Origin of the sequence: Bradyrhizobium sp. 186, assembly GCF_023101685.1 — a bacterium.
Taxonomy (GTDB): domain Bacteria; phylum Pseudomonadota; class Alphaproteobacteria; order Rhizobiales; family Xanthobacteraceae; genus Bradyrhizobium.
The window spans coordinates 3533722-3555075 of sequence record NZ_CP082164.1; the positions used below are offsets into that span (position 1 = coordinate 3533722).

A 21354-nucleotide genomic window follows, 5' to 3' on the forward strand; every position below is an offset into this window, starting at 1 on the left:
GAACTCTGGCGAAATCTGAACCTGCTAGTTACCTGTTGCAACTAACAATGGCCAGCTGGGGTACCTTCTCTAGGTAAGGGCGCGTGCGCAACCATCACTTTTCCTCCGACCCGGCACGGGAGCGGACATCTTGAGCGGCGATCCGAAGCTGGAACGGATTGCCAAAGGCAATGCGCTGGCGCTCTGCGCCACCGGAACCTGGACCGCGAGCTTCGCGCCGGTCCTGGAGCGGATGGTGGCCGACGCCGAGAAGCTCGCCGGCGGTTCGCAAAGCATCTTCATCGACGTCTCCGAGGTCGCCAAGCTTGACACCTTTGGTGCCTGGCTGATCGAGCGGTTGCGCCGGAGCCTTACCCAGGGCGCCGTCGAGGCGCAGATCGCAGGGCTCTCCGCGAACTATTCGAGCCTCGTCGACGAGGTGAGGCGGGTCAGGGCGACGCCCGTGATCGACACCAGTGCGGTGACCATCACCGGTATGCTGGAGCAGATCGGCCGGGCCGTGGCCGGTGTTGCCGGCACGGTCGCGGGCCTGATCGACATGCTCGGCGCGGTGCTCGCGGCGGGCGCGCGCGTGCTGATCCATCCGCGCTCGCTCCGCCTGACCTCGACCGTGCATCACCTCGAGCAGGTCTGCTGGCGCGCGGTGCCGATCGTCGTGCTGATCACCTTCCTGATCGGATGCATCATCGCCCAGCAGGGCATCTTCCATTTCCGCAGGTTCGGCGCCGACATCTTCGTCGTCGACATGCTGGGCGTGCTGGTGCTGCGCGAGATCGGCGTCTTGCTGGTCGCGATCATGGTCGCCGGCCGTTCCGGTAGCGCCTACACCGCCGAGCTCGGCTCGATGAAGATGCGCGAGGAGATCGACGCGCTGCGCACCATGGGTTTCGACCCGATCGAGGTCCTGGTGCTGCCGCGCATGCTGGCACTGGTGATGGCGCTGCCGATTCTGGCCTTCCTCGGCGCCATGGCCGCGCTCTATGGCGGCGGTCTCGTCGCCTGGCTCTATGGCGGCGTCGATCCCGAAGCCTTCTTGCTGCGCCTGCGCGACGCCATCTCGATCGATCATTTCATCGTCGGCATGGTGAAAGCACCGGTCATGGCCGCCGTGATCGGCATCGTCGCCTGCGTCGAAGGGCTGGCCGTACAGGGCAGTGCGGAATCGCTGGGGCAGCACACGACGTCGTCGGTGGTGAAGGGCATCTTCTTCGTCATCGTCATGGACGGCGTGTTCGCGATCTTCTTCGCCTCGATCGGGATGTGATGATGGCAGGCGAGATCCAAAACCCCATCATCCGCGTCCGCGACATCACCGTGCAGTTCGGCACGACGCGCGTGCTCGACGGCCTCAACCTCGACGTCAAGCGCGGCGAGATCCTCGGCTTCGTCGGCCCTTCGGGCGCCGGCAAGTCGGTGCTGACGCGCACCATCATCGGCCTCGTGCCGAAGGTCGCAGGCCACATCGAGGTGTTCGGCGTCGATCTGGATTCCTCCAACACATCGCAGCGCCGCAACGTGGAGCGGCGCTGGGGCGTGCTGTTCCAGCAGGGCGCGCTGTTCTCCTCGCTGACCGTCAGGCAGAATATCCAGTTTCCGATGCGCGAATATCTCAGGGTGTCGCAGCGGCTGATGGACGAGATCACCATCGCCAAGCTCACCATGGTCGGCCTCAAGCCCGAAGTGGCCGAGCGCTTTCCGTCCGAACTGTCCGGCGGCATGATCAAGCGCGTCGCGCTGGCGCGCGCGCTGTCGCTCGATCCGGACCTCGTCTTCCTCGACGAGCCGACCTCCGGCCTCGATCCGATCGGCGCCGGCGACTTCGACGAACTGGTCAGGACGCTCCAGCGTACTTTGGGGCTGACCGTTTTCATGGTAACGCACGACCTCGACAGCCTTTACACAGCTTGCGACCGCATCGCCGTTTTAGGGAACGGTAAGATCATTGCGGCAGGGTCGATCGCCGACATGCAGGCCTCGCAGCATCCCTGGCTGAGGCAATATTTCCATGGCAAGCGCGCTCGCGCGGTGATGGGCTGAGGTGCCGGAGTAGCTGATGGAAACGCGGGCAAATTACGTATTGATCGGATCGTTCACGCTGGCGGTGATCGCCGCGGCGATCGGCTTCGTGCTGTGGTTCCAGTCGCTGCACACCACCAAGCAGCGCAGCCCCCTGCGCGTTGTGTTCGAGGGCCCCGCCGCGGGTCTGCGCAACGGCGGCAGCGTCAATTTCAACGGTATCCGGGTGGGCGAAGTGGTCTCGGTAAAGCTCGACAACCCGCGGCGGGTTGTCGCACTCGCCATGGTCGAGAACAACGCCCCGATCCGCAAGGACACCATGGTCGGCCTCGAATTCCAGGGCCTGACCGGCGTTGCCGCGATCTCGCTCAAGGGCGGCGAGGAGGCAGCACCTCCGCCGCCGCTCGACGAGGACGGCATCCCGTCGCTGACGGCCGACCCCAACAAGCTCCAGGACGTCACCGAGGCGATCCGGGGCACGCTCCAGAACATCAACAAGATCGTTGCCGACAATCAGGAGACGGTGAAGAACTCGCTGAGGAACCTCGAGGCCTTCACCAACTCGCTCGCGCGCAACTCCGAAAAGATCGATGGCGTGATGGCCAAGGTCGACGGCGTGATACTCAAGGCCGACAGCCTCATGCTCGGCCTCAACACGCTCGCCGGTGGCAAGGACGGCGGCGAGCTGTTCCAGGCGGTGAAGTCGATCCGCGAACTCGCCGACGACTTCGACAAGCGCTCCGGCGCGCTGATGACCGACGGCCGCCGCACCCTCGGCGATATCAGCCGCGCCGTGAACAATTTTGATCGCAACCCGACCCGCGTGCTATTCGGCGCCAGCAACAGCGCGCAACAGGCGGCTCCGCCGGCCGAACCGCCGAGGTCCGCGCCCGCGAACGAGCGCAAGCGGCAGTAGGCGGGAACCCTTCTCCCCTTGTGGGAGAAGGTGGCGCGCGCAGCGCGTCGGATGAGGGGTTTCTCTCCGCGCACGAATCTCTCTCAGTTGAACATGAGGGGACAACCCCTCATCCGGCGCTTCGCGCCACCTTCTCCCACAGGGGGAGAAGGAAAAGGAGTGCGCCGCAGCGGCAACTGCCGCCGCAGGGGCAGTCTGGATTTGCTCACATGGGGAATGTGTGTGTCAAGGATGAGCAGTCACCTTTTTGTTCGACTGCAGCCACCTCTTCGTCCCGACCGCGGGTTCTGCAGGATGGCGCGCGCAGATCAAGTCAAGGCCGGCCTGTTAGGGCCGCCGCGAAGCGGCTTGGCCTTGAGTTGAGCGAGCACGCCATCATGCTTGGTGCGTTGGGCCGATAGGAGCTCCTCGCGTTGGCGGTTCTGTCAGGGCATCTGCCATCCTCGCATTTGCGATCCAAGGGTCGAGCCGGTTCGACGATCTGGGTTGCTTGCCAGATCAAACTCACATTCGGTCGTCGCACAAGGCGACTGCACCACGATTCCGCTTGCGGCGGGCAGGCTCGAGAGGACGAGGCCATTCTTCGTTGCGGCGTTTGAAGCCATGCAATCCATCGGTTCGTCCACCCGGATCTTCCGAGACTGATCGGGCCTCGGCAGATGGGTTATGGTTCTTTCGTTGCGCGCGGGCGGCGAAGCACGCCGCTTGGTGCGGTCCGGATCAGGCGGCGGGCTTCATCACGGCCCCCTCGATGGTCTCGCCCGCGGTGACATACTTCCACAAGGTCACGAGAAGCTTGCGCGCCAGCGCCACGATCGCGCGCTTGCGGCCTTGCGGGCTTCGCTCCTTGAACCAGCGCGTCAGGGCCGACTGCGGCTGGTGACGTATCCACAGCCAGGCGAGCTGGATCATTGTGGTCCGCAGCCTGGGATTGCCGGCCTTCGACACGCCCTGCTCGTGCCGGATGCCTCCGCTTTGCCACGGCGTCGCCGCAAGCCCCGCATAGGCGGCGACCTGGCGGCGGTTGGAGAACTGCCGGTAGAACGCCTCCGACCAGAGCACGGCCGCAAAGTTGGCGCCGAGCCCTTTCAAGGCCAGCAGCATCGCCACCGGATCCGGCGCGACCTTGTCTGCAGCGTTCTTGTCTGCAGGCTTCCGGGCTGCGGCCAGCAGAGCATCTCGCGCGGCCTCGACCGCCTTGATCTGTTCCAGAAGCAGTTCGACCCGATCGAGCTCGCGGCCGATCTGCGCCTTCAAATGCGAAGGCAGCTCCCGCCCGTCGCCCGTGCGCAAGGCCTCAAGCCGCGCCCGCCGATTGCGCCGCAGCGGCACGTAGTCGGATATCCCCTGCGCGAACAGAAGACCCTTGATCCGGTTCACATGCGTGATGCGCTCGGCGATCAGCGTCGCTCGTTCGCGACACAGCCTGCGCCGGTCCTCCTCTTCAGGCGAGGGCGCAACCACCATCGCACAGACCCGCGGCTCGCCGCGCTTGTAGGCCAGAAGCGCCCGCAACAGCGCCTCGCCATCGAGCCTGTCAGTCTTGGCCCGCCGCCGCCGTCGCGACGTCGCAATCGAGGCGGGATCGACCACGTGGCTCTCAATGCCGTTCTGTTGCAGAACACGGTGCAGCCAGAACCCGTCCAGCCCAGCTTCCTGGATCGTGATGATCGGATAGCTCTCGCGGGTCCTGGCCTCCGCCTTGCGCCTGAGTTCCGCAAACAGCTTCATCAGCTCAGCCGTATCGCCGGCCGTGACGCTGTGCCTGGACATCTTCTCGCCCGTACCAGGCGAAAGTGACGTAATCACCCACGTCGAACGGCTCAGTTCCAAAGACACAAAAATTGCGCCAAACTGCGTGCGGATAGCGGTCGGTCCGTCGGAAGGATGATCGAGCAACATCGTCGTCTCCAGGTTGAGGGGGTCAGCAACCTCAGTCTGGCCTCAGACCTGGTCGCTATCCACTCCCCATGGAATCTTCGTCACTTCGCTCTCGCAACGATGACCTCAAAACAAAAACGGAGGCCGTGAGGCCTCCGTTTTCATTCTATTCGCTGTTGCTACTTGCCGCTTACCCCAGCCGTCCCGCGCTGTGCGCGAGCAGGGTGTAGACCAGACCCGTCTCCGTGGTCAGGTGGTTGCGCAGCTCCTGCGGGCCGCGGCCGTCGCGGGCGACTTCGTCGAGCAGGCGTTCGAACTCTCCGATGTAGCGGTCGACCGTTGCCTTGAAGTTGCGGTCGGCGCGGTACTTGCGGGCCACTTCGTCAAAGGCCTTCTGGCCGGCGGGCGTGTAGAGGCGCTTGGTGAAGGCCTTGTTCTCGCCGCGCTGGTAGCGGTCCCACATCTCGGACGCGAGGTTGCGGTCCATCAGCCGGCCGATGTCGAGCGACAGCGATTCCAGCGGATTGCCGCCGCCTTGCGGCGCTTGCGGTTGCGGAGCGGGTGCAGCGCGGCCGCGCGGGGCCTCACGTCCGGTCGGAGCACCTTGGTTGGCGTCCGTGCGGCTCAACAGGTCGGACAGCCAGCCGTCGCGGCCCTGGTCGTTGCCCGCGGGCGCGACCGGCGGCGCCTCGGTGCGGCGCGGGGCCGGCATGCCGAGGTCCGGCGGCGGCAGCGTCGAGGCGCTGCCGGTGTCGCGCATGCGCGTCTCGGCACCGCGGCCGCCGACGGCTGCCAGCGCCGGCTCTTCCTGGCGCTGAACCGTGGCACGGCTCGTCGTGGTGACGTCGAGACCGCGGCCATGCTGGGCGACGATGCGGTTGAGTTCGGCGAGGGCCTCGATCTGGTCGACGATCACCTTGCGCATCTGCGCAGTGCTCTCGGCGGCCTCCTGCGGCATCTCGAGCACGCCGCGGCGCAGCTCGTTGCGGGTGGCTTCGAGCTCGTTGTGCATCTCGAACGCCATCTGCTTCATGCTGGAGACGAGGTTGCTGAACTTCTCGGTCGACTGCTTGAACATCGCATCGGCCTCGTCGGTGGTCTGGCGGTAGATGTCGTGCATGGACTCGACGGTCTGCCGGTGTTCCTCTTCGGACGCTGCGCGCACCGCCTCGAACTGGCGGGTGATCGCGGCCGAGCCGGCGCCGGCGGTCTCCGCCACCACGCGGGCGATGTCGCGGGCGCGCTCTTCGGCGGCGGCAAGCGATTCATCGAGCAGGCCGGTGAAGCGCGACAGCCGCTGGTCGAGATCGGTCGTGCGCAGGTCGATCGTGGTGACGAGCGATTCCAGCGCCTGCTTGCGCTCGGCAAGCGAAGCGGTGGTGTTCTTGTTGCTCTGCTCGACCACGGCCGCGGCATCGACGAGCGCCTTGCCGTGCGCGTCGAACTGGGTCGACAGCTCGCCGAGATCCTGGAGCGCCCTCGTGGTCTTCGTGTTGAAGACGTTGAGCTGGTCTTCGAGGTTCTGCGTCGCCGCGCCGTTGCGCGAGGTGACGTCGTTCATCGCCGAGACGAAGTCGGCAACGCGCGTCACCAGCGCCCGCTCGAGCGAGTTGAGGTTGTCGTGCGCACCGGTCAGCACCTCCTGGAGCAGGATGTTGCCTTCGCGCAGCCGCTCGAACAGCGCCACCGTGTCGGTGCGCAGGATCTTGCTGGTCTCCTGCATCTCGGTGACGGCCGCGATCGAGACCTGGCGCGACTGGTCGATCGCCGCGCGCGAGGCCTGCTCGAGGTCCTTGAGCGACTTGTTGACGGCACCTGTCGCCATCTCGCTCGCCGAGTTGATGGTCCGCGCCACCTCGGAGCCGTTGCCCATCATCGTCTGGGAGAAGGCGTGGCCGCGCGTCTCGATCGACTTCAGCGCGTCGGAGGTGACGCGGTCGATGTCGAGCGTAAGCTGGCTGGTCTTCGAGCCGATCGCGTCCACGAGCGAGCCGCGCTTGGCGTCGATCATGTTCGCGAGGCGATCGGACTGCTGCTGCACATAGGTGACGATCTCGTCGGTCTTGCCGGTCATGGCCTGGCCGAAGCTGCTGCTGGCGGCGAGCACCGAGCGCTCGACATCCGCCGAACTCGACTTGACCCGCGAGCTCGCCTCGTTGGAGGCGTTGATCAGCGCATTCTGGGCGTTGAGCGCGCTGGTCTGGATGTCGTTCGTGGCGTTGGTCGTGGCCGTGCTGAGCGAACGCTCGATTTCGGTCGAGATCGTGCGGATCTGGCTCGCGGCGTCGGCCGACGTCGAGGTCAGCGAGGTCTGCGCCTCGCGTGCGCTGTTGAGGATCGTGGAGGCGGTATCGGCGCCGACCGAGGTCAGCGTGCGCTCGATGTCCGCGGTTAGCGACTTGATCTGGCTCGCCGCATCGGTCGAGGCGGAGATCAGCGTGCCCTGGGCCTCGCGGACGCCGCTGGTGAGCGCCTCGATGGTGGCGCCGCCGGCGGTCGCCAGCGCGCGCTGCATCTCGGCCGCCAGCGAACGGACCTGGCCGGTCTGTTCGGCCGAGACCGCGAGCAGGGTGCTCTGGGCGTCGCGAGCGCTGGTCGTGATCGTCTCGGCGGTCGACTGGCCAGCCTGCGAGAGCGAGCGGTGCACTTCCGCCGCGAGCGACTTGACCTGGCTCGCCGCGTCCGAGGATGCCGTGACCAGGGTGTTCTGGGCCTCGCGGGCGCCGGTCGTGATGGTCTCGGCCGTCGAGGTGCCCGCCATCGAGAGCGAGCGCTGTACGTCGGACGACAGTGCCTTGATCTGGTTGGCGGTCTCGGTCGAGGTCGCGATCAGCGTGCTCTGGGCCTCGCGGGCGCCGGTCGTGATGGTCTCGGCCGTCGAGGTGCCCGCCATCGAGAGCGAGCGCTGTACGTCGGACGACAGTGCCTTGATCTGGTTGGCGGTCTCGGTCGAGGTCGCGATCAGCGTGCTCTGCGCATCGCGTGCGCCGGCGGTGATCGATTCCGCCGTGGCGGAGCCGGCCATCGACAGCGAGCGTTGCACGTCGGCGGTGAGCGTCTTGACGTGGTTGGCCGCATCCGAGGAGGCGGTGACGAGCGTGGTCTGCACCTCGCGCGCGCCGGCCAGGATCGAGGCCGCCGTGGCCGAGCCTGCCGCGGACAGCGTGCGTTCGACGTCGGCCGACAGCGACTTGATCTGGTTGGACGCATCGCCCGATGCCGCGACCAGGGTCGACTGCGCTTCGCGGGCGCTGCTCAGGATCGAGTTCGCAGCACCCGTGCCGACCGCGGTCAGCGCGCGCTCGACCTCGGTCGAGGTCATCTTGAGCTGGGCGTTGACGTCGGAGGAGACCGTCATCAGCGACTGCTGGGCGGTGCGCGCGCCCGTCTGGATCGTCTCGCTGGTGTTGACGACGAGATTGGTGAGGGAACGCTCGGCGTCCTCGACATGCGAGCGGATGGCGGTCGAGATCATCTCCGCGCGGGACATCATGTCCTCGCTTGCCTGGCGACCGCTGCTTTCGATGCGGCCGGCGACGGCCTCGACGCGCGAGCCGAGCAGGTCTTCGAACTGCGCCACGCGCACGTCGATGTCGTTGGCGACCGAGCCGACCTTGGTCTCGATGGCGTAGTGGATATCCTGGAAGCGCGCCGTGACCGTGTCGGTCAGATGCGTGCTGCGGCCGTCGATGACCTCGGTGACGCCAGTGATGCGGCGGTCGACCGCCTCGATCGCCTGCGCGGTGCCGTCGGTGAGCGTCGAAGTCAGCAGCGTGAGGCGCGTGTCAATCGACTGCACGGCCTGCGAGGCGCCGTTCGTCAGCGCGGTCGTCAGGTAGGTGAGGCGGGTATCGATGGACTCGAGCGCCTGCGAAGCGCCGCCCGTGAGCGTGGTCGTGAGATGCGTCAGCCGCGTATCGATCGCCTGGATCGTCTGCGATGCGCCGTCGGTCAGCGACGTCGTCAGGTGGGTGAGGCGGGAGTCGATGGACTCGAGCGCCTGCGAGGCGCCACCGGTGAGCGTCGTCGTGAGGTGTGTCAACCGCGTATCGACCGACTGGATCGCCTGGGCGGCACCGTCGGTCAGCGACGTGGCGAGCGTGTTGAGACGTCCGTCGATGGTCTCGGTCACCGACCTGGCGCGGGTATCGAACGACTGTTCGAGCGCGGTGACGCGGCCGCCGAACTGCTCGTCGAAGGTCTTGATGTGGCCTTCGATCGTGCCGTCGAGGCTGGTGATCTTGCCCTTCAGCGAGGAATCGAGGTTGGTTACGCGCTCGCCGATCGTCGTCTCGAACTGCACCAGGCGCTGATCGAGTGCTGCGGTGATCTGGCCGCCGTTCGAGGTGAAGCGGGTGTCGAAATTGTCGACATAGGTCTTCAGCGTCTCGGCGATGTCTTGCGTGCGGTGGCCCATGCGCTCGACGATCTCGCCGCCGAAGGTCCTCACGGTGCGGTCGAACTCGGAGATGTGGCGCGTGATCAGCGCGCCCAGCGTGCCGGAGTCGCGGGCGAACTTCTCGACCAGCTCGGAGCCCTGGTTCTTCACCAGCTCGTCGAATGCGCTCATCTGGAGCGACAGCGAGTCGTGCGCGGTCTCGGTCTGGCTCACGACCTTGGCGACCAGCGTGTTGACGGTGGCGTCGAGCGCCTCGCTCGCCTTGTCGCCGGAGGTCATGATCTGGCCGGCGAGGCGGTTGCCGGCGTCGTCGATCTTGGCGGAGAGGTCGTTGGAGCGCAGCTCGAGCTCGAGCAGCAGCGAGTCCGACGAATTCTTCAAGGAATCGTGCACCTGCTCGGTGCGTTCGGAGATGCCGTCGACGATCGCGGCGGAGCGCTGCTCGAACTCGCCGGTGATGCGGTCGATGCGCTCGTTCAGCATCTCGTGGACGCGGTCGGCGAGATCGACGAACTCGTCGTGGACGTGGCCGGTCTTGAAGTTGAGGCTGGTGGTCAGCCGCTCGCTGGCGTCGAGCACGGCGCGCGTGGTCTCGTTGCTGGCTTCCTCGAGGCGGTCGAGCAGGTCGCCGCCGCGCTCGCCGAGCGCCAGGATCATGTTGTCGCCGGCGTTGCTCAGCGCCCCCGTGATATGGGCGCCGCGCTCTTCCAGCGCGCCGGTAATGCTCTTGGCGACCTCGTCGACGCGCGAGGCGATCGCGTCCGAAATCAGTGCGATGTCGTGGCGCAGGTCGATCTGCACGCCGGAGATGGCGCTGCGGACCTGCTCGGCCTGGCCGACCAGGTTGTCGCGCTGGTGCGCGATGTCCTGGAGCAGGGCGCGGATGCGCACTTCATTGTCGGAATAAGCGCGTTCAAGCGCGGCGACCTCGTTGGCGACCAGCGTCTCGAGTTCGCCGGCGCGCGCGATCGCGCGCTCGATGCCATCGCCCATCGCCGCAACCTCGCGGCGGATGGCCTGGCCGACCGTCACCATGGAATCGGAAGCCGAGCCTTCCGGCTCGGAGAAGCGGATCGCCACCTGTGCCATCGCCTGCGCGATCATGCGCATTTCCTGGCCGCGCCAGACCAGGCTCGCCAGGAAGTAGAACAGCATGATGGGCGCGAAGAACAGCGCGACGAGGCCGGCAAGCACCAGCACGCCGCTGCTCTGGCCCATGGCGGCCTGGATCGAGGGCAGGAAGCCGATGGTCAGCGCGGCGCAGGCCGCGAGCCAGATGCCGGCAAAAATGGTGGCGAAGGTGTAGACGCTGCGGGCAGGGCGGCCCTTCTGGAGCGCCTGGAGCAATTGACCGATGGTCTCGCGGTCGTCATTGGCGGCGCGGCGAGAGCTGCGCGGTTCCTCGATCGGGTCGAACACCGCCCGCTCGTTGGCGGCGGGGCGCGGCTCGAAGACCGGCTCGTCGAACACGGGAGGCATCGGCGGCGCCATCGAAGACCCGGTTTCCGTCCGTGCCGAGGCATTGCGGCTGGTGTCCGCAGCCGTGTCGCTGATATTCAGGGCTTCCTGGATCGCAGAAAGCGCATCTTCTGTGGGGTCTTTGAACTTTTTCGGAGTGTTCGCCATGTTCAGTCCGAGCCCTCGTTACTTGTACGCGTCCCCCCGCGAGCCCTGTGCAAGCCCACAGTCCGGATCATGCCGCTTGCGCGGATCTCCGAGCCGTCCCCACCCGGACGGCTTGTCCGCCAATTTCTGCAACATCCTATTGGCAGAGCGTCGCGAATGAAATGCCCGCGATTAAGACAATCTTAATCATCGTTAACAGGATCGCGGCGTAACGCCTTAGCAACAAATGAAATTCTCCACGGAACTTGGCCGATTGCGGCAACTTTTCGTCAATAAACCGGCAGAATTGCGCGAAACAGCCCAAACATTTCGTTAACCATTTTCGTGCTTGGGTTGGGGCGAAACTCACCGCCGGACCGGCGGAACGTCGCGTGATGCCGGGGCCTGCGCCATGACGCCTGATCTGCAACGGATGGAATGGATGCCCTCGCCCCCGCTTGCGCCCATCGACAGCCCGCTCGATCTCGACCACCTTTCGCGCATGACGCTCGGCGATGCCGAGCTGGAACAGGAAGTACTGGGGATGTTCGCCGAGCAGGCGGTCCGGCTGATCGCGGCGATGACGGCGCTGCCGGCCGAGGCCGGTGCGCTCGCGCACAAGCTCAAGGGTTCGGCGCGCGGGATCGGCGCCTTTGCAGTGGCCGACGCCGCCGCAAGCCTGGAGATCGCGATCCGGATCGGCCACAACCGGCCCCACGCCTTCGCCGCGCTGAAAGAGGCGGTGGCCGAGGTCCGTGCCGCCATCGAGGCGATCCTGAAGCACTAGAGCCTTTTCCGATCTCGATTGGAACGGGGCTCTAGTCTTTTGTTTTGACGCGTTTTCTTCACGCGAACCGGTATCCACTTCGCATCAAAACGCTATGGCGCCGGGCTGATCGACCCGTTATAGGACAGCCCGGACCTCCTTTATCCCCAAGATCGCGGCAGCACGAGCACACATGGCCAAAATTCACTTTGTCGATCACAAGGGCGAAACCCGTACGGTGGACGTCGAGAACGGCGCGACCGTGATGGAAGCCGCCATCCGCAACAGCATTCCCGGAATCGAAGCCGAATGCGGCGGCGCCTGCGCCTGTGCGACCTGCCATGTCTATGTCGACGAAGCCTGGCGCGAGAAGGTCGGCAGCCCGACGCCGATGGAAGAGGACATGCTCGACTTCGGCTTCGACGTGCGGCCGAACTCGCGCCTGTCCTGCCAGATCAAGGTCTCCGACGACCTCGACGGGCTCGTTGTGGCGACGCCGGAACGCCAGGCCTAAGTACTCCCCTCCTTATTATGCATTATGCGGCGGGCGGTGCGACCTCGATCCCGCGCTTGTGCCAGGGCCTGAGCTTCTCGACGATCTCCGCAGTGAGCGGCGCCGGACGCCGCGTCGCCTCGTCGAGCATGACGCCGACCGACGTCGCCGACGCGATGCATTTCCCTTCCGAAAACACGACCTGCTCGAAGGTCACCGAGGTTCGTCCGAGCTTCACGACGCCGAGGCCGAGCTCGATGGCGTTGGGCCAGTGCAGTTCGGCGCGGAAATGGATGTCGAGCCGCACCATGATCCAGGCGAGCCCCGGCGGCGTCAGTCCATATTCCGGACTCTTCATCAGCGTGACACGGCCGGTCTCGAAATAGGTGGCGTAGACCGCGTTGTTGACGTGCTGGTTGGGATCGAGATCGCCGAAGCGGACGTTGTCGTCGAGGCGGTAGGGGTAGTCCTCCAGGCGCGGCGTCGTATCGAGGCGGCTTGGTGCGTTCACCGATTGATCTCCGTCATATCCTTCCTCGTTACAGCCCAGTTATTTTGACCCGGCAAGTGGGCGCGGCTGCGGGGCGCTCCTGCTTTTATGCCTTCCCTGATCCATCCCCGTTGGCTAGACAGGCAGGGTCCCCTCTGCCCGCCGGGCGCCGTCCAACCGATAAAGAGACGACATGAGCGACGCGATCAAAACCGATGTGCTGATTATTGGCGCCGGCCCCTGCGGTCTGTTCGCCGCCTTCGAGCTTGGCCTTCTCGACATGAAGACGCATTTCGTCGACATCCTCGACAAGATCGGCGGTCAGTGCGCCGAGCTCTATCCGGAAAAGCCGATCTACGACATTCCCGGCATTCCCAAGGTTTCGGGGCAGGGTCTCACCGACGCGCTGATGGAGCAGATCAAGCCGTTCCATCCGACCTTCCATCTCGGTGAGATGGTGGAGACGATCGAGAGGATCGGCGATCCCCTGTTTCGCTGCACCACCGACGCCGGCAAGGTGTTCGAGTGCAAGGTGGTGGTGATCGCAGCCGGCGGCGGCTCGTTCCAGCCCAAGCGCCCGCCGGTGCCGGGGATCGAAGCCTATGAAGGCACCTCGGTCTACTACGCCGTGCGCAAGATGGAAACGTTCCGCGACAAGAACGTGCTGATCGTGGGCGGCGGCGATTCCGCGCTCGACTGGACGCTCAATTTGCATCCGCTCGCCAAGCGCATCACGCTTCTGCACCGTCGCGACGAGTTTCGCGCAGCTCCCCACAGCGTCGAGCAGATGCGCGCGCTGGTTGCTGATGGCAAGATGGATCTCAGGCTCGGCCAGGTCACCGCGCTCTCCGGCGCCGACGGCAAGCTGGCCGGCGCCACCCTCAAGGGCAACGACAACAGCGTCACCGAGATCGCCTGCGACACCCTGCTCCCGTTCTTCGGCCTCACCATGAAGCTCGGTCCCGTCGCGAACTGGGGCATTGCGCTCGAGAACAATTTGGTGCCGGTCGAGACATCCGCTTTCGAGACGAACGTGCCCGGCATCTTCGCGATTGGCGACATCAATACCTATCCCGGCAAGCTCAAGCTGATCCTGTGCGGCTTCCACGAAGGCGCGCTGATGTCGCAAAAAGCCCACCGCTACGTCTATCCGGAGAAGCGGCTGGTGTTCCAGTACACGACGTCGTCCTCCAGTCTGCAAAAGAAGCTCGGTGTCAACTGACGCCGGCGGGCGGGAGGCGATGCCCCATGTTTCTGGTGCTGGAACCGTTCGCGAAATCGCCGTAGTCTGCGGCCATTCCAGTCGTGGGTTAGCAAGGTGATCATAATGCGGAATCTGTTTTCCAGCTTTCGACTGCTCTCGCTCCTCACGCTCGCGCTGTCGTTCGGCGCGGTGAGCCCGGCTGCTGCGCAAGCCCCGGCTGCGGCGCAGGCCCAGCCAACTGCGGCAGGCCTCTGGCAAAAGGTCGAAGATGGCAAGACGGTGGGATGGTTCCTCTTCGTCGACCACAACGGTGTGTTCGAAGGCGTCATCGCCAAGACCTTTCCGCGTCCCGGCGACGACCCGAACGAGGTCTGCGCGAAATGCACGGACGATCGCAAGAACGCACCGGTGCTCGGGCTCTCCTTCATCCGCGACATGAAGCGCGACGGACTGAAATATGATGGCGGTAACGTGGTCAATCCGCGCGACGGCAACATCTGGAAGGCCAAGATGTCGGTGAGCCCGGACGGGCAGACGCTGACCATGCGCGGCTTCCTCGGCATTTCCCTGTTCGGCAAGGATGAGACCTGGACGCGCCTGCCGGATACCAACCTCGCGCAGGTCGATCCCGCCATCGTCGCGAAATATCTGCCCGCGCAGGCCGCCGTGACAAAACCGCCGCCCGCACCCGCGACGAAGAAGGGCGGCGCGATGATGGCGCCGGCGCCGAAGCAGTAGGCTGCTTTCGCATTCTCGGTGTCGTCCTGGCTTTCGCTAAGACGACATTGGGGATCGTCAATAAGTCCGCGCCTTCTTGCACGCCGAATAGAACGTGCCGTTGCCGGCAACAACCCTCTCCAGGCATTGCCGGGGATCGGTGATGTCACCGTCGACCTGAAAATAGTAGGCCTGCGTTCCCAGGCTCAGGACATAGTGTCCCGGCGCAAGCTCCGGCTCTGAATCTCCAGCGTGAAGTTCATACATCTCGGGTGTCGCTGGAATCGGCGCTGTCCGAAACGGGTAGGAGACGTGTTGCGGATGACCCCGACGTCGTCTCCGCCGCTCAGCGTCTTGCCTGCGGCGTCGGTCGAGAATTCTCTGACGATTTTCGCCACCCGATTATCCATTTGAGACCATTGATTAAGTAATGCCATCGCGTCAGCAGCAATTTCTTCTATGTCCTAGCGCAACAAGGTAAGCCTCCGAAAGAGCAAATCGCGTCGCACTCGGAAGGCTTGACGCAGGCTGGCGCGTTGGCGGGCGTTGCGTCTCAAGGAAATTCCTGCGCGGTCGCTCCACATGCAGGACACGCACGGTGGTCGCGGGCAGCACCTCGCGCCAGTAGTTCTCCGGAATGCGCACTGGCGCCGGATTTGCATAGCTGGCGGCAAAGCTGCTGGGGCACGAGTCGCCATTTCCACGCCGTCGCCGTGAGCGGGGCGGGCGGCGTTGTTTGTCCCGAGCGGCGCTGACTTCGATCCGCGGAGACGACATGAGACTTGCAACACCGTGTGCGGCGATCCTGCTGGCGCTGATGACGCTGCTGACGACGTCGGCGCTCGCGCGCGACGACGGGCGCTACGCCAACTCGCCGCTAAAACCCTGGTTCGAGAGCCTGCACAGCGCATACGGGCAATGCTGCTCCGACGCCGACGGCTACGTCATTGCCGACGTCGACTGGGAATCCGATCAAGGGCACTACCGGGTGCACATCGACCAGGAGTGGGTCGTCGTGCCCGACGGCGCCGTCATCACCGAGCCGAACAAGATCGGCCGCACCATGGTGTGGAAGCACTATATCGACGGCCACCCGCGCGTGCGCTGCTTCATGCCGGGCAGCATGACGTAGAGGTCGCTCCTAGAATTTATAGGTCGCGCTGCCGAGCACGGTGCGGCCGATGCCGAGGAAGCAGTCGCCGCGCGCCAGGCAGGTGGTGACATGACGCTTGTCGAAGAGGTTGCTGGCATCGACCTGAAGCCGCCAGGGGCCGGTCTCGTAGCGGACCATGGCATCGAACAGGGTGTAGTCGGGCGTGCGGATGGTGTCGGTGCCGTCCCATGAGGTGCCGATGTAGCGCACGCCGCCGCCGAGCGTGACGCCGGGCAGCCCGAGCAGGGAGAGGCGGTACTTCGCCCAGAGCGAGGCCTGGTGGTCCGGCACGGTCTCGACATGCTTGCCGGCGTTGTCGCCGCTCTCCACGCGGGCGTCGAGATAGGTGTAGGCGCCGATCAAGTCGAGCTCCGGCGTGATGCGCGCCAGCACCTCGAGCTCGGCGCCGCGGATGCGGACCTTGCCGGTCTGGGTCGAGAACAGCGGATTGTCGGGGTCGTTGGCCAGCCGGTTCCGTTCGACGGTGTCGAAGATCGCGCCGTTGATCGCATTGCCCGGCGCCGGATTGTACTTGAAGCCGAGCTCCACCATCTCACCGCGCTGCGGCGCGCAGACCGTGGCGCAGACACCGCTGCCGAAGACCGGGTTGAACGACTGCGCATAGGTCACGTAAGGCGTGACGCCGAACGGCAGCTCGTACATCAGCGCGGCGCGGCCCGTGGTCGCCCGGTAATTCTCGACCGGAGAGCCCTGGGTGTCACTGGTGACGTAGTCGTGGCGCAGGCCGAGGACGGCGAGCCACGGTCCGAGCCGCAACTGGTCCTGAGCGTAGAGGCCGAGCTGGCTCTGGCGGAGATCCGGTTCGGGTGACATCGGCGGCGCAGTCACGCCGCTGTAGACCGGTGCGTAGAGATCGAACGGCGTCGAGTCGGTAGCGAAGCCGGATTGCGCGCGTTCGCTGAACTGGCGGTAATCGACGCCGAACAGCACCTTGTGTGCGACCGCCCCGGTGTGCAATTTCAGCTCGGCATTGCTGTCCGAGGTCAGGCTGTCCTTGACCGTCTCGCGGCTCCATATGCTGCGTGCCACGGTGCGTCTGCTGGAATCGAGGAACGGGTAATCCGGATTGCTCGGATCGACAAAATTCAGATCCGGCCACGTCGACCGGTAGATGCCCTCGACATGGGCGTAACGCAGGTTCTGCCGGATCTTCAGGCCATCGCTGAAGCTGTGCTCGAACAGGCTGCTGATCGCGCCGGTCTCGGTCTGGTATTTGTCAAAGCCCGGCTCGCCGGCAAAACGGCGCACCGGAATGAAGCCGTTGGGGCCGGCAAACAGCGTGCCCTCATGCGGCAGAAACGCGGTGGAGGAGCCGGTCGTGTCCTTTTGATAGGTGCCGAGCACGGTCCAGCTGGTGTTGTTGGTCGGCCGCCAGGTCAGCGACGGTGCCAGCACGATGCGGTCGTCCTTGACGTAGTCGGTCTGCGTGTTGCTGTCGCGGAACACGCCGACAAAACGATAGAGCCACTCGCCGTCCTTGGTCAGCTTTCCCGTGGAGTCGAGCTGCACCTGCTTGCGGTTGAAGCTGCCAAACTGCACGCCGATCTCGCTGGCGGCTTCGGCCTGCGGGCGCTTCGAGATCAGGTTCAACAAGCCTGCCGTCGAGGTATCGCCGTAGAGCACGGACGAGGGGCCGCGCAAGACCTCGATGCGCTCCAGCGTATAGGGCTCGGGCCGCCATTCGTTGAAATTGTTGGTGTTCACCATGCGCGTGCCGTCGAGATAGATGTTCGGGTCCTGGCCGCGGATGCGCGGATAGTCGCCGCGCGAGTCCGCGCCATAGGCGTCGGCGAACACGCCTGGCACGTAGCGCAGCGCTTCCTGCACGGTGGTCGCGCCCTGGTCGGTGACGCGGTCGGCGGTCACCACGCTGATCGATTGCGGCGTCTCGCGCAGCGGCGTGTCTGTCTTGGTGCCGGTGCCGCTGCGGGTTGCGACGTAGCCGCGGACAGGGCCCGTCGCGGTCTCCGCGCCCGTGCTCGCGCCGACTGCCGGCGCATCGGCGTTCGACGGCGCCCGCTCGGCCTGACGACGGCGGCTCGCGGCTTGCGCGGCCTGGCGGGAGCGAAGCGGACGTGTGTGCGCCGCCGGCCGCGACGACGCCTGCTCGACCACGACAGCGGGCAGCTCCCGCGATGATGACTGCGCCTCGGCTGGCGTAGCGTCCAGCAAGCCTGCCAACAGCGGCAGTGCGCCACCGATCAATCCCGCCGTCGTCCTCAGATAATTTGTCATTCGCGACCCCATCATTTGCGACGGGACGACTAACAAGCGCGGTCTGGAGCTTGAAGTGCAGCAGGGACGCAATAGTCCCTAATCATCAGATTTGGAATTAGTATTCATATAAATCGGGCGCGCGGCGATTGATGTCGGCGCGCGGATGCGTGAATGAGAGAATGGGGTGGCGCGCCTCGGCGCAGCGCCTATCAACGCGGCTCGCTAGTCGCGGTGGCTTCGGGGAAGCGCAAGCTCATTGTCGTGCCGCTGCCGGGCTCGGAGGAGATGACCAGCTCGCCGCCGTGGGCGGCCATGATCTCGCGGACGATCGACAGGCCGAGGCCGGCGCCGTCGCCCGCGGAGTTACCGGTCTGGAACGGCTCGAGCAGCTTGTGCTCAGTGCCTTGGGGCAGGCCCGCGCCGTCATCGTAGATCGAGATGCTACCGTGGCCGAGAGTGGCGACGATGCGTCGCGCACCACGGGCGTGGATGAGTGCGTTGCCAACGAGATTGGCGAGCGCGCTGCGAACGGCGGCGTCCACGCCTTGCACCAGGAACGGACCTTTATCGGCCTGCTCCAGCGCAAGCTCGATTCCGGCATCCAGCGCCGACGGACCGAAATCGGCGAGCACGTCCAGCGCTATTTCGGCAAGATCAATCGGCCGCTTCTCGATCGCATGATTTTGTAACCGCGCCAGGTCGAGCATGGCGGAGACCAGCGACGTCAGGCGCCGAACGTCGCGTACCAGCTCGACCTTCAGGGCCGGCTCGGACACGTCCTCGATCTTCGCACGCAGCAGTGTCAGCGGCGTGCGCAACTGATGGGCGGCATTGCCGAGGAAGCGGCGTTGCATCCTGATATAGGCGTCGATCTCGCCGAAGGCGCGGTTCAGCGCCTCGACCAACGGCTTCAGCTCGTAGGGGACTTCGGACAAGGATATCAAGCCTTGCGGGGCCGATGGGTCGATCGCGAGCGCGCGACGCGCCACCCGTTCGATGCCGCGTGAGACGAAACGTGCGGCCAGCGCCGAGCCGATGGCAACGGTCGCCGCAAAGGCCAGCGCCAGCAGAATGATCGAAAAAACACTGCGGACGAGGAAGTTCCTCGCAATCCGGCCGAAGCGGACCTGAGGCTCGCCAACCATCATCGCGAGCTGCAACGAACCCCGTTGCATAACGGCGAGACAGAAGGTGCTCTTCTGGTCGAGTGTGCTGAAGACCGACGAGCCGACGGGCCCGTGATAGGGAAACGCAAAGGGAAGGGCCGGCCGGTGTTCGCTGCCGTACTCGCTGACGAGATCGCCCGCGGACACGACGTACCAGAGATTTGGACTATCTGCTTTTAGCTCCTCGAGGGCGGGAGTCGGGCGGACGGTCAGGTGTTTCCCTTCGATCACCGTGGCGCGGTCGAGAACTGCAGCCACAACCCGGCAGGCCCTGAACTCGCGTTCCTCCATTGGATATCGCCAAATGAAGATACCGAGCATGATCAGGAAAATGGTCGTGGCCGCAATGCCGAGCGACAATGCAAAGGTCCGGGCGATCGACGTCATCGAGGTTTTGCCAGCCGCAGGATGTACCCGATGCCTCGCATGCTACGGATCTCGACGTCGCCGCCGAGTTCGGCCAATTTCTTCCTCAAGCGCGAGACCTGCGCTTCGAGCGTGTTCGATTCGATCTCGTCGTCGAAGCCGTAGATCTCCTCGATCAGGGCGGCGCGGGTGATGACGCGGTCGCGCCGCATCAACAGCGCCGCGAGGATCAGCGCCTCGCGCCGCCGCAGCAGGATTTTCGTATCGGCAACCACCGCCTCGTTGCTGCCGAGATGCAGCTCGACATTGCCGAGCGATAGCACCGAGGGGGCGAGCAGCCGGGGCCGGCGCAGCACCGCGCGCACCCGCGCAATCAACTCCTGCGGCTCGAAAGGTTTTCCGAGATAGTCGTCGGCGCCGGCGTTGAGGCCATCGACCACATCCTCCTTGGCATCCTTGGACGTCAGCATGATGATCGCCGGGCGTTCCGGCGATCGGCTCAGCGCCGTGACCACCTGGAGCGCATCGTCGTCCGGCAGCATCCGGTCGACGATCGCCAGATCATATTTGAAGTTGTCGAGCGCCTGACGGGCATCGGCGATCGAGCCGACGAGGTCGACGATACCGTGCAATTGTCCGAGCAGGCGGCTGACATAGGCGCCGATCTGCGGTTCGTCTTCGATCACGAGGGAGCGCACGCGGGTCGTCCTTGACTCTGCTGGGGCAACGAGACCCTGACCGTGACGCTCCCTGGCCGAAGTCTGGTGTTTCGGCTCGTGCGCAGGGTTCCCATTAAGGCAGCGAGCTTGGCGAATAAAAGGCAGGAACGAGGGCGTCGACCGGCCCCGGCGGTCAAAGTTTGGAAGCGTGAGCGCGGCCCGGCAATGTTCGGGCAATGTTGATCCGGCGGCGCGCCCGGCATGCGCCAGGAATGGATCGGGGCGCTGTTTGCGCCTTGCAATCTTGGGGCAATTTTGCCGGACCACATGCTGTGGCTCCTAACCACACGAGTCGACCAGGCCAGGAAGGCCGGTCCGGGGCCCAGTAATGAAGCATTTTGACGAAGCCGCTCTCGACCATGCGGCGAACCCGCGGCAGACCTTGCTGACCGCTTTCCTTGCCGCCCTCGGCGCGGTCATGGTGATCCCTCAGTCCGCAGCGGCGCAGACGGCGTTCACGCTGCCGGCCCCGCCGTTCGACGTGCCGTTGCTGCCTTCACCTTCCGGAAACTGGACCGTCATGGTCGGCATCGGCGGAGAGTACACGCCGGATTTCGTCGGATCGAAGAACGGGAAGTTTCTCCCGATCCCGATCTTCTCCATCCGCCGTGCCGGATCGGTCGACCAGTTTCGCGGGCCGCGCGACAGCGCCAGCATTGCGCTGCTCGATGTAGGCAATTTTCGCGCCGGGCCTGCGTTCAAATACGTCTCTTCGCGCAAGAGCGACAAATATGCCGAGCTGACCGGCCTCGGCGACGTCAAGGCCGCATACGAGCTCGGCGGGTTCGTCGAATATTTTCCGGTCGACTGGCTGCGCCTGCGCAGCGAATTGCGCCAGGGCATGGGCGGCCATATCGGCGCCGTGGCCGATGTCTCCGCCGACGTCATTGTTCCCCTGATTCAAAGGCTCACGATCTCGGCCGGCCCGCGCTTCACCTGGAAAAGCAACAAGGCGACCGCGCCCTATTTCAGCGTCGACGCCGCGCAGTCCCTGGCGTCGGGATTGCCGATGTACGATGCCAAGGGCGGCGCGCATTCGGTCGGATTCGGCAGCCAGATCTCCTATCGCATCAATCCGCAGTGGGAAGTCCATGCCTATGTCGAGTACGAGAAGCTGCTTGGCGACGCCGCAGACAGCCCGCTCGTGAAGTTGCGGGGATCGTCAAACCAGACCGCCGTGGGCCTTGGCGCGTCCTATTCGTTCGATTTCAGGATTCGATAGGTC

The 21354-nt window shown here is 65.1% G+C and carries 16 protein-coding genes; 9 read left to right on the forward strand and 7 right to left on the reverse strand.

The window, feature by feature from the left end; all coding sequences use genetic code 11:
* Positions 1–130 precede the first annotated feature (130 nt).
* The 3 genes from IVB18_RS16835 to IVB18_RS16845 are packed head-to-tail and all read left to right on the forward strand — an operon-like array spanning position 131 to position 2932.
* Positions 131–1264: an ABC transporter permease gene (locus IVB18_RS16835; protein WP_247990150.1), complete on the forward strand. Its 1134-nt coding sequence runs from the start codon at positions 131–133 to the stop codon at positions 1262–1264.
* Positions 1265–1266: 2 nt separating this feature from the next.
* Complete coding sequence (locus IVB18_RS16840) at positions 1267–2037, forward strand: ABC transporter ATP-binding protein (RefSeq protein ID WP_247990151.1); 771 nt, start codon at positions 1267–1269, stop codon at positions 2035–2037.
* Between the two features lie 16 nt (positions 2038–2053).
* Positions 2054–2932, forward strand: coding sequence for an MlaD family protein (locus IVB18_RS16845; RefSeq protein WP_247990152.1), 879 nt, complete (start codon positions 2054–2056; stop codon positions 2930–2932).
* Between the two features lie 720 nt (positions 2933–3652).
* Here the strand turns inward: IVB18_RS16845 and IVB18_RS16850 are convergent.
* Together IVB18_RS16850 and IVB18_RS16855 are read right to left on the reverse strand one after the other, a co-directional pair.
* Entirely contained in the window at positions 3653–4834 is a 1182-nt protein-coding gene (locus IVB18_RS16850; protein ID WP_247983422.1) for an IS110 family transposase, read from the reverse strand.
* 169 nt (positions 4835–5003) lie between these two features.
* Positions 5004–10838, reverse strand: a complete 5835-nt coding sequence (locus IVB18_RS16855; protein WP_247990153.1) for a negative regulator of septation ring formation — start codon at positions 10836–10838, stop codon at positions 5004–5006.
* Positions 10839–11229: 391 nt separating this feature from the next.
* Between IVB18_RS16855 and IVB18_RS16860 the strand changes: the two genes are divergently transcribed.
* Positions 11230–11604 carry an Hpt domain-containing protein gene (locus IVB18_RS16860; RefSeq protein ID WP_247990154.1) on the forward strand — a complete coding sequence of 125 codons (375 nt, stop codon included), beginning with the start codon at positions 11230–11232 and terminating at the stop codon, positions 11602–11604.
* 172 nt (positions 11605–11776) lie between these two features.
* Positions 11777–12097, forward strand: coding sequence for a 2Fe-2S iron-sulfur cluster-binding protein (locus IVB18_RS16865; protein WP_007602043.1), 321 nt, complete (start codon positions 11777–11779; stop codon positions 12095–12097).
* 22 nt (positions 12098–12119) lie between these two features.
* Here IVB18_RS16865 and IVB18_RS16870 read toward each other — a convergent pair whose 3' ends face one another.
* A complete protein-coding gene (locus tag IVB18_RS16870) occupies positions 12120–12587 on the reverse strand; it encodes a thioesterase family protein (RefSeq protein WP_247990155.1) in 468 nt (155 codons plus the stop codon).
* 172 nt (positions 12588–12759) lie between these two features.
* On the opposite strand from IVB18_RS16870, the gene IVB18_RS16875 reads away from it, so the two are divergent.
* Entirely contained in the window at positions 12760–13788 is a 1029-nt protein-coding gene (locus IVB18_RS16875) for an NAD(P)/FAD-dependent oxidoreductase (protein ID WP_247990156.1), read from the forward strand.
* 105 nt (positions 13789–13893) lie between these two features.
* Entirely contained in the window at positions 13894–14508 is a 615-nt protein-coding gene (locus IVB18_RS16880; RefSeq protein WP_247990157.1) for a DUF2147 domain-containing protein, read from the forward strand.
* A 57-nt stretch (positions 14509–14565) separates the two neighbouring features.
* Here IVB18_RS16880 and IVB18_RS16885 read toward each other — a convergent pair whose 3' ends face one another.
* Positions 14566–14754: a hypothetical protein gene (locus IVB18_RS16885; RefSeq protein ID WP_247990158.1), complete on the reverse strand. Its 189-nt coding sequence runs from the start codon at positions 14752–14754 to the stop codon at positions 14566–14568.
* Positions 14755–15262: 508 nt separating this feature from the next.
* Between IVB18_RS16885 and IVB18_RS16890 the strand changes: the two genes are divergently transcribed.
* Positions 15263–15619 carry a hypothetical protein gene (locus tag IVB18_RS16890; protein ID WP_247990159.1) on the forward strand — a complete coding sequence of 119 codons (357 nt, stop codon included), beginning with the start codon at positions 15263–15265 and terminating at the stop codon, positions 15617–15619.
* A 9-nt stretch (positions 15620–15628) separates the two neighbouring features.
* Here the strand turns inward: IVB18_RS16890 and IVB18_RS16895 are convergent, their stop codons facing one another.
* From IVB18_RS16895 to IVB18_RS16905, 3 genes are all read right to left on the reverse strand, one after another.
* Positions 15629–17896 carry a TonB-dependent siderophore receptor gene (locus tag IVB18_RS16895; RefSeq protein WP_247990160.1) on the reverse strand — a complete coding sequence of 756 codons (2268 nt, stop codon included), beginning with the start codon at positions 17894–17896 and terminating at the stop codon, positions 15629–15631.
* 191 nt (positions 17897–18087) lie between these two features.
* On the reverse strand, positions 18088–19431 hold the full coding sequence (locus tag IVB18_RS16900) for a HAMP domain-containing sensor histidine kinase (RefSeq protein ID WP_247990161.1): 1344 nt from the start codon (positions 19429–19431) through the stop codon (positions 18088–18090).
* Entirely contained in the window at positions 19428–20108 is a 681-nt protein-coding gene (locus tag IVB18_RS16905) for a response regulator transcription factor (protein ID WP_247990162.1), read from the reverse strand. Before IVB18_RS16905 ends, IVB18_RS16900 begins: the two co-directional genes overlap by 4 nt.
* A 349-nt stretch (positions 20109–20457) precedes the next feature.
* Here IVB18_RS16905 and IVB18_RS16910 point away from each other — a divergent pair, with 349 nt between their 5' ends.
* Positions 20458–21351 (forward strand): MipA/OmpV family protein, encoded by an 894-nt coding sequence (locus IVB18_RS16910; RefSeq protein WP_247990163.1) that lies wholly within the window; start codon positions 20458–20460, stop codon positions 21349–21351.
* Positions 21352–21354 lie beyond the last annotated feature (3 nt).

Excerpts from the sequence above, each read along its gene's own strand:
- IVB18_RS16840 (WP_247990151.1), top strand. The coding sequence starts at position 1,267 with ATGGCAGGCGAGATCCAAAACCCCATCATCCGCGTCCGCGACATCACC.
- IVB18_RS16845 (WP_247990152.1), top strand. The coding sequence starts at position 2,054 with ATGGAAACGCGGGCAAATTACGTATTGATCGGATCGTTCACGCTGGCG.
- IVB18_RS16850 (WP_247983422.1), bottom strand. The coding sequence starts at position 4,834 with ATGTTGCTCGATCATCCTTCCGACGGACCGACCGCTATCCGCACGCAG.
- IVB18_RS16855 (WP_247990153.1), bottom strand. The coding sequence starts at position 10,838 with ATGGCGAACACTCCGAAAAAGTTCAAAGACCCCACAGAAGATGCGCTT.
- IVB18_RS16860 (WP_247990154.1), top strand. The coding sequence starts at position 11,230 with ATGACGCCTGATCTGCAACGGATGGAATGGATGCCCTCGCCCCCGCTT.
- IVB18_RS16865 (WP_007602043.1), top strand. The coding sequence starts at position 11,777 with ATGGCCAAAATTCACTTTGTCGATCACAAGGGCGAAACCCGTACGGTG.
- IVB18_RS16875 (WP_247990156.1), top strand. The coding sequence starts at position 12,760 with ATGAGCGACGCGATCAAAACCGATGTGCTGATTATTGGCGCCGGCCCC.
- IVB18_RS16880 (WP_247990157.1), top strand. The coding sequence starts at position 13,894 with ATGCGGAATCTGTTTTCCAGCTTTCGACTGCTCTCGCTCCTCACGCTC.
- IVB18_RS16885 (WP_247990158.1), bottom strand. The coding sequence starts at position 14,754 with ATGTATGAACTTCACGCTGGAGATTCAGAGCCGGAGCTTGCGCCGGGA.
- IVB18_RS16890 (WP_247990159.1), top strand. The coding sequence starts at position 15,263 with ATGAGACTTGCAACACCGTGTGCGGCGATCCTGCTGGCGCTGATGACG.
- IVB18_RS16895 (WP_247990160.1), bottom strand. The coding sequence starts at position 17,896 with ATGACAAATTATCTGAGGACGACGGCGGGATTGATCGGTGGCGCACTG.
- IVB18_RS16900 (WP_247990161.1), bottom strand. The coding sequence starts at position 19,431 with ATGACGTCGATCGCCCGGACCTTTGCATTGTCGCTCGGCATTGCGGCC.
- IVB18_RS16910 (WP_247990163.1), top strand. The coding sequence starts at position 20,458 with ATGAAGCATTTTGACGAAGCCGCTCTCGACCATGCGGCGAACCCGCGG.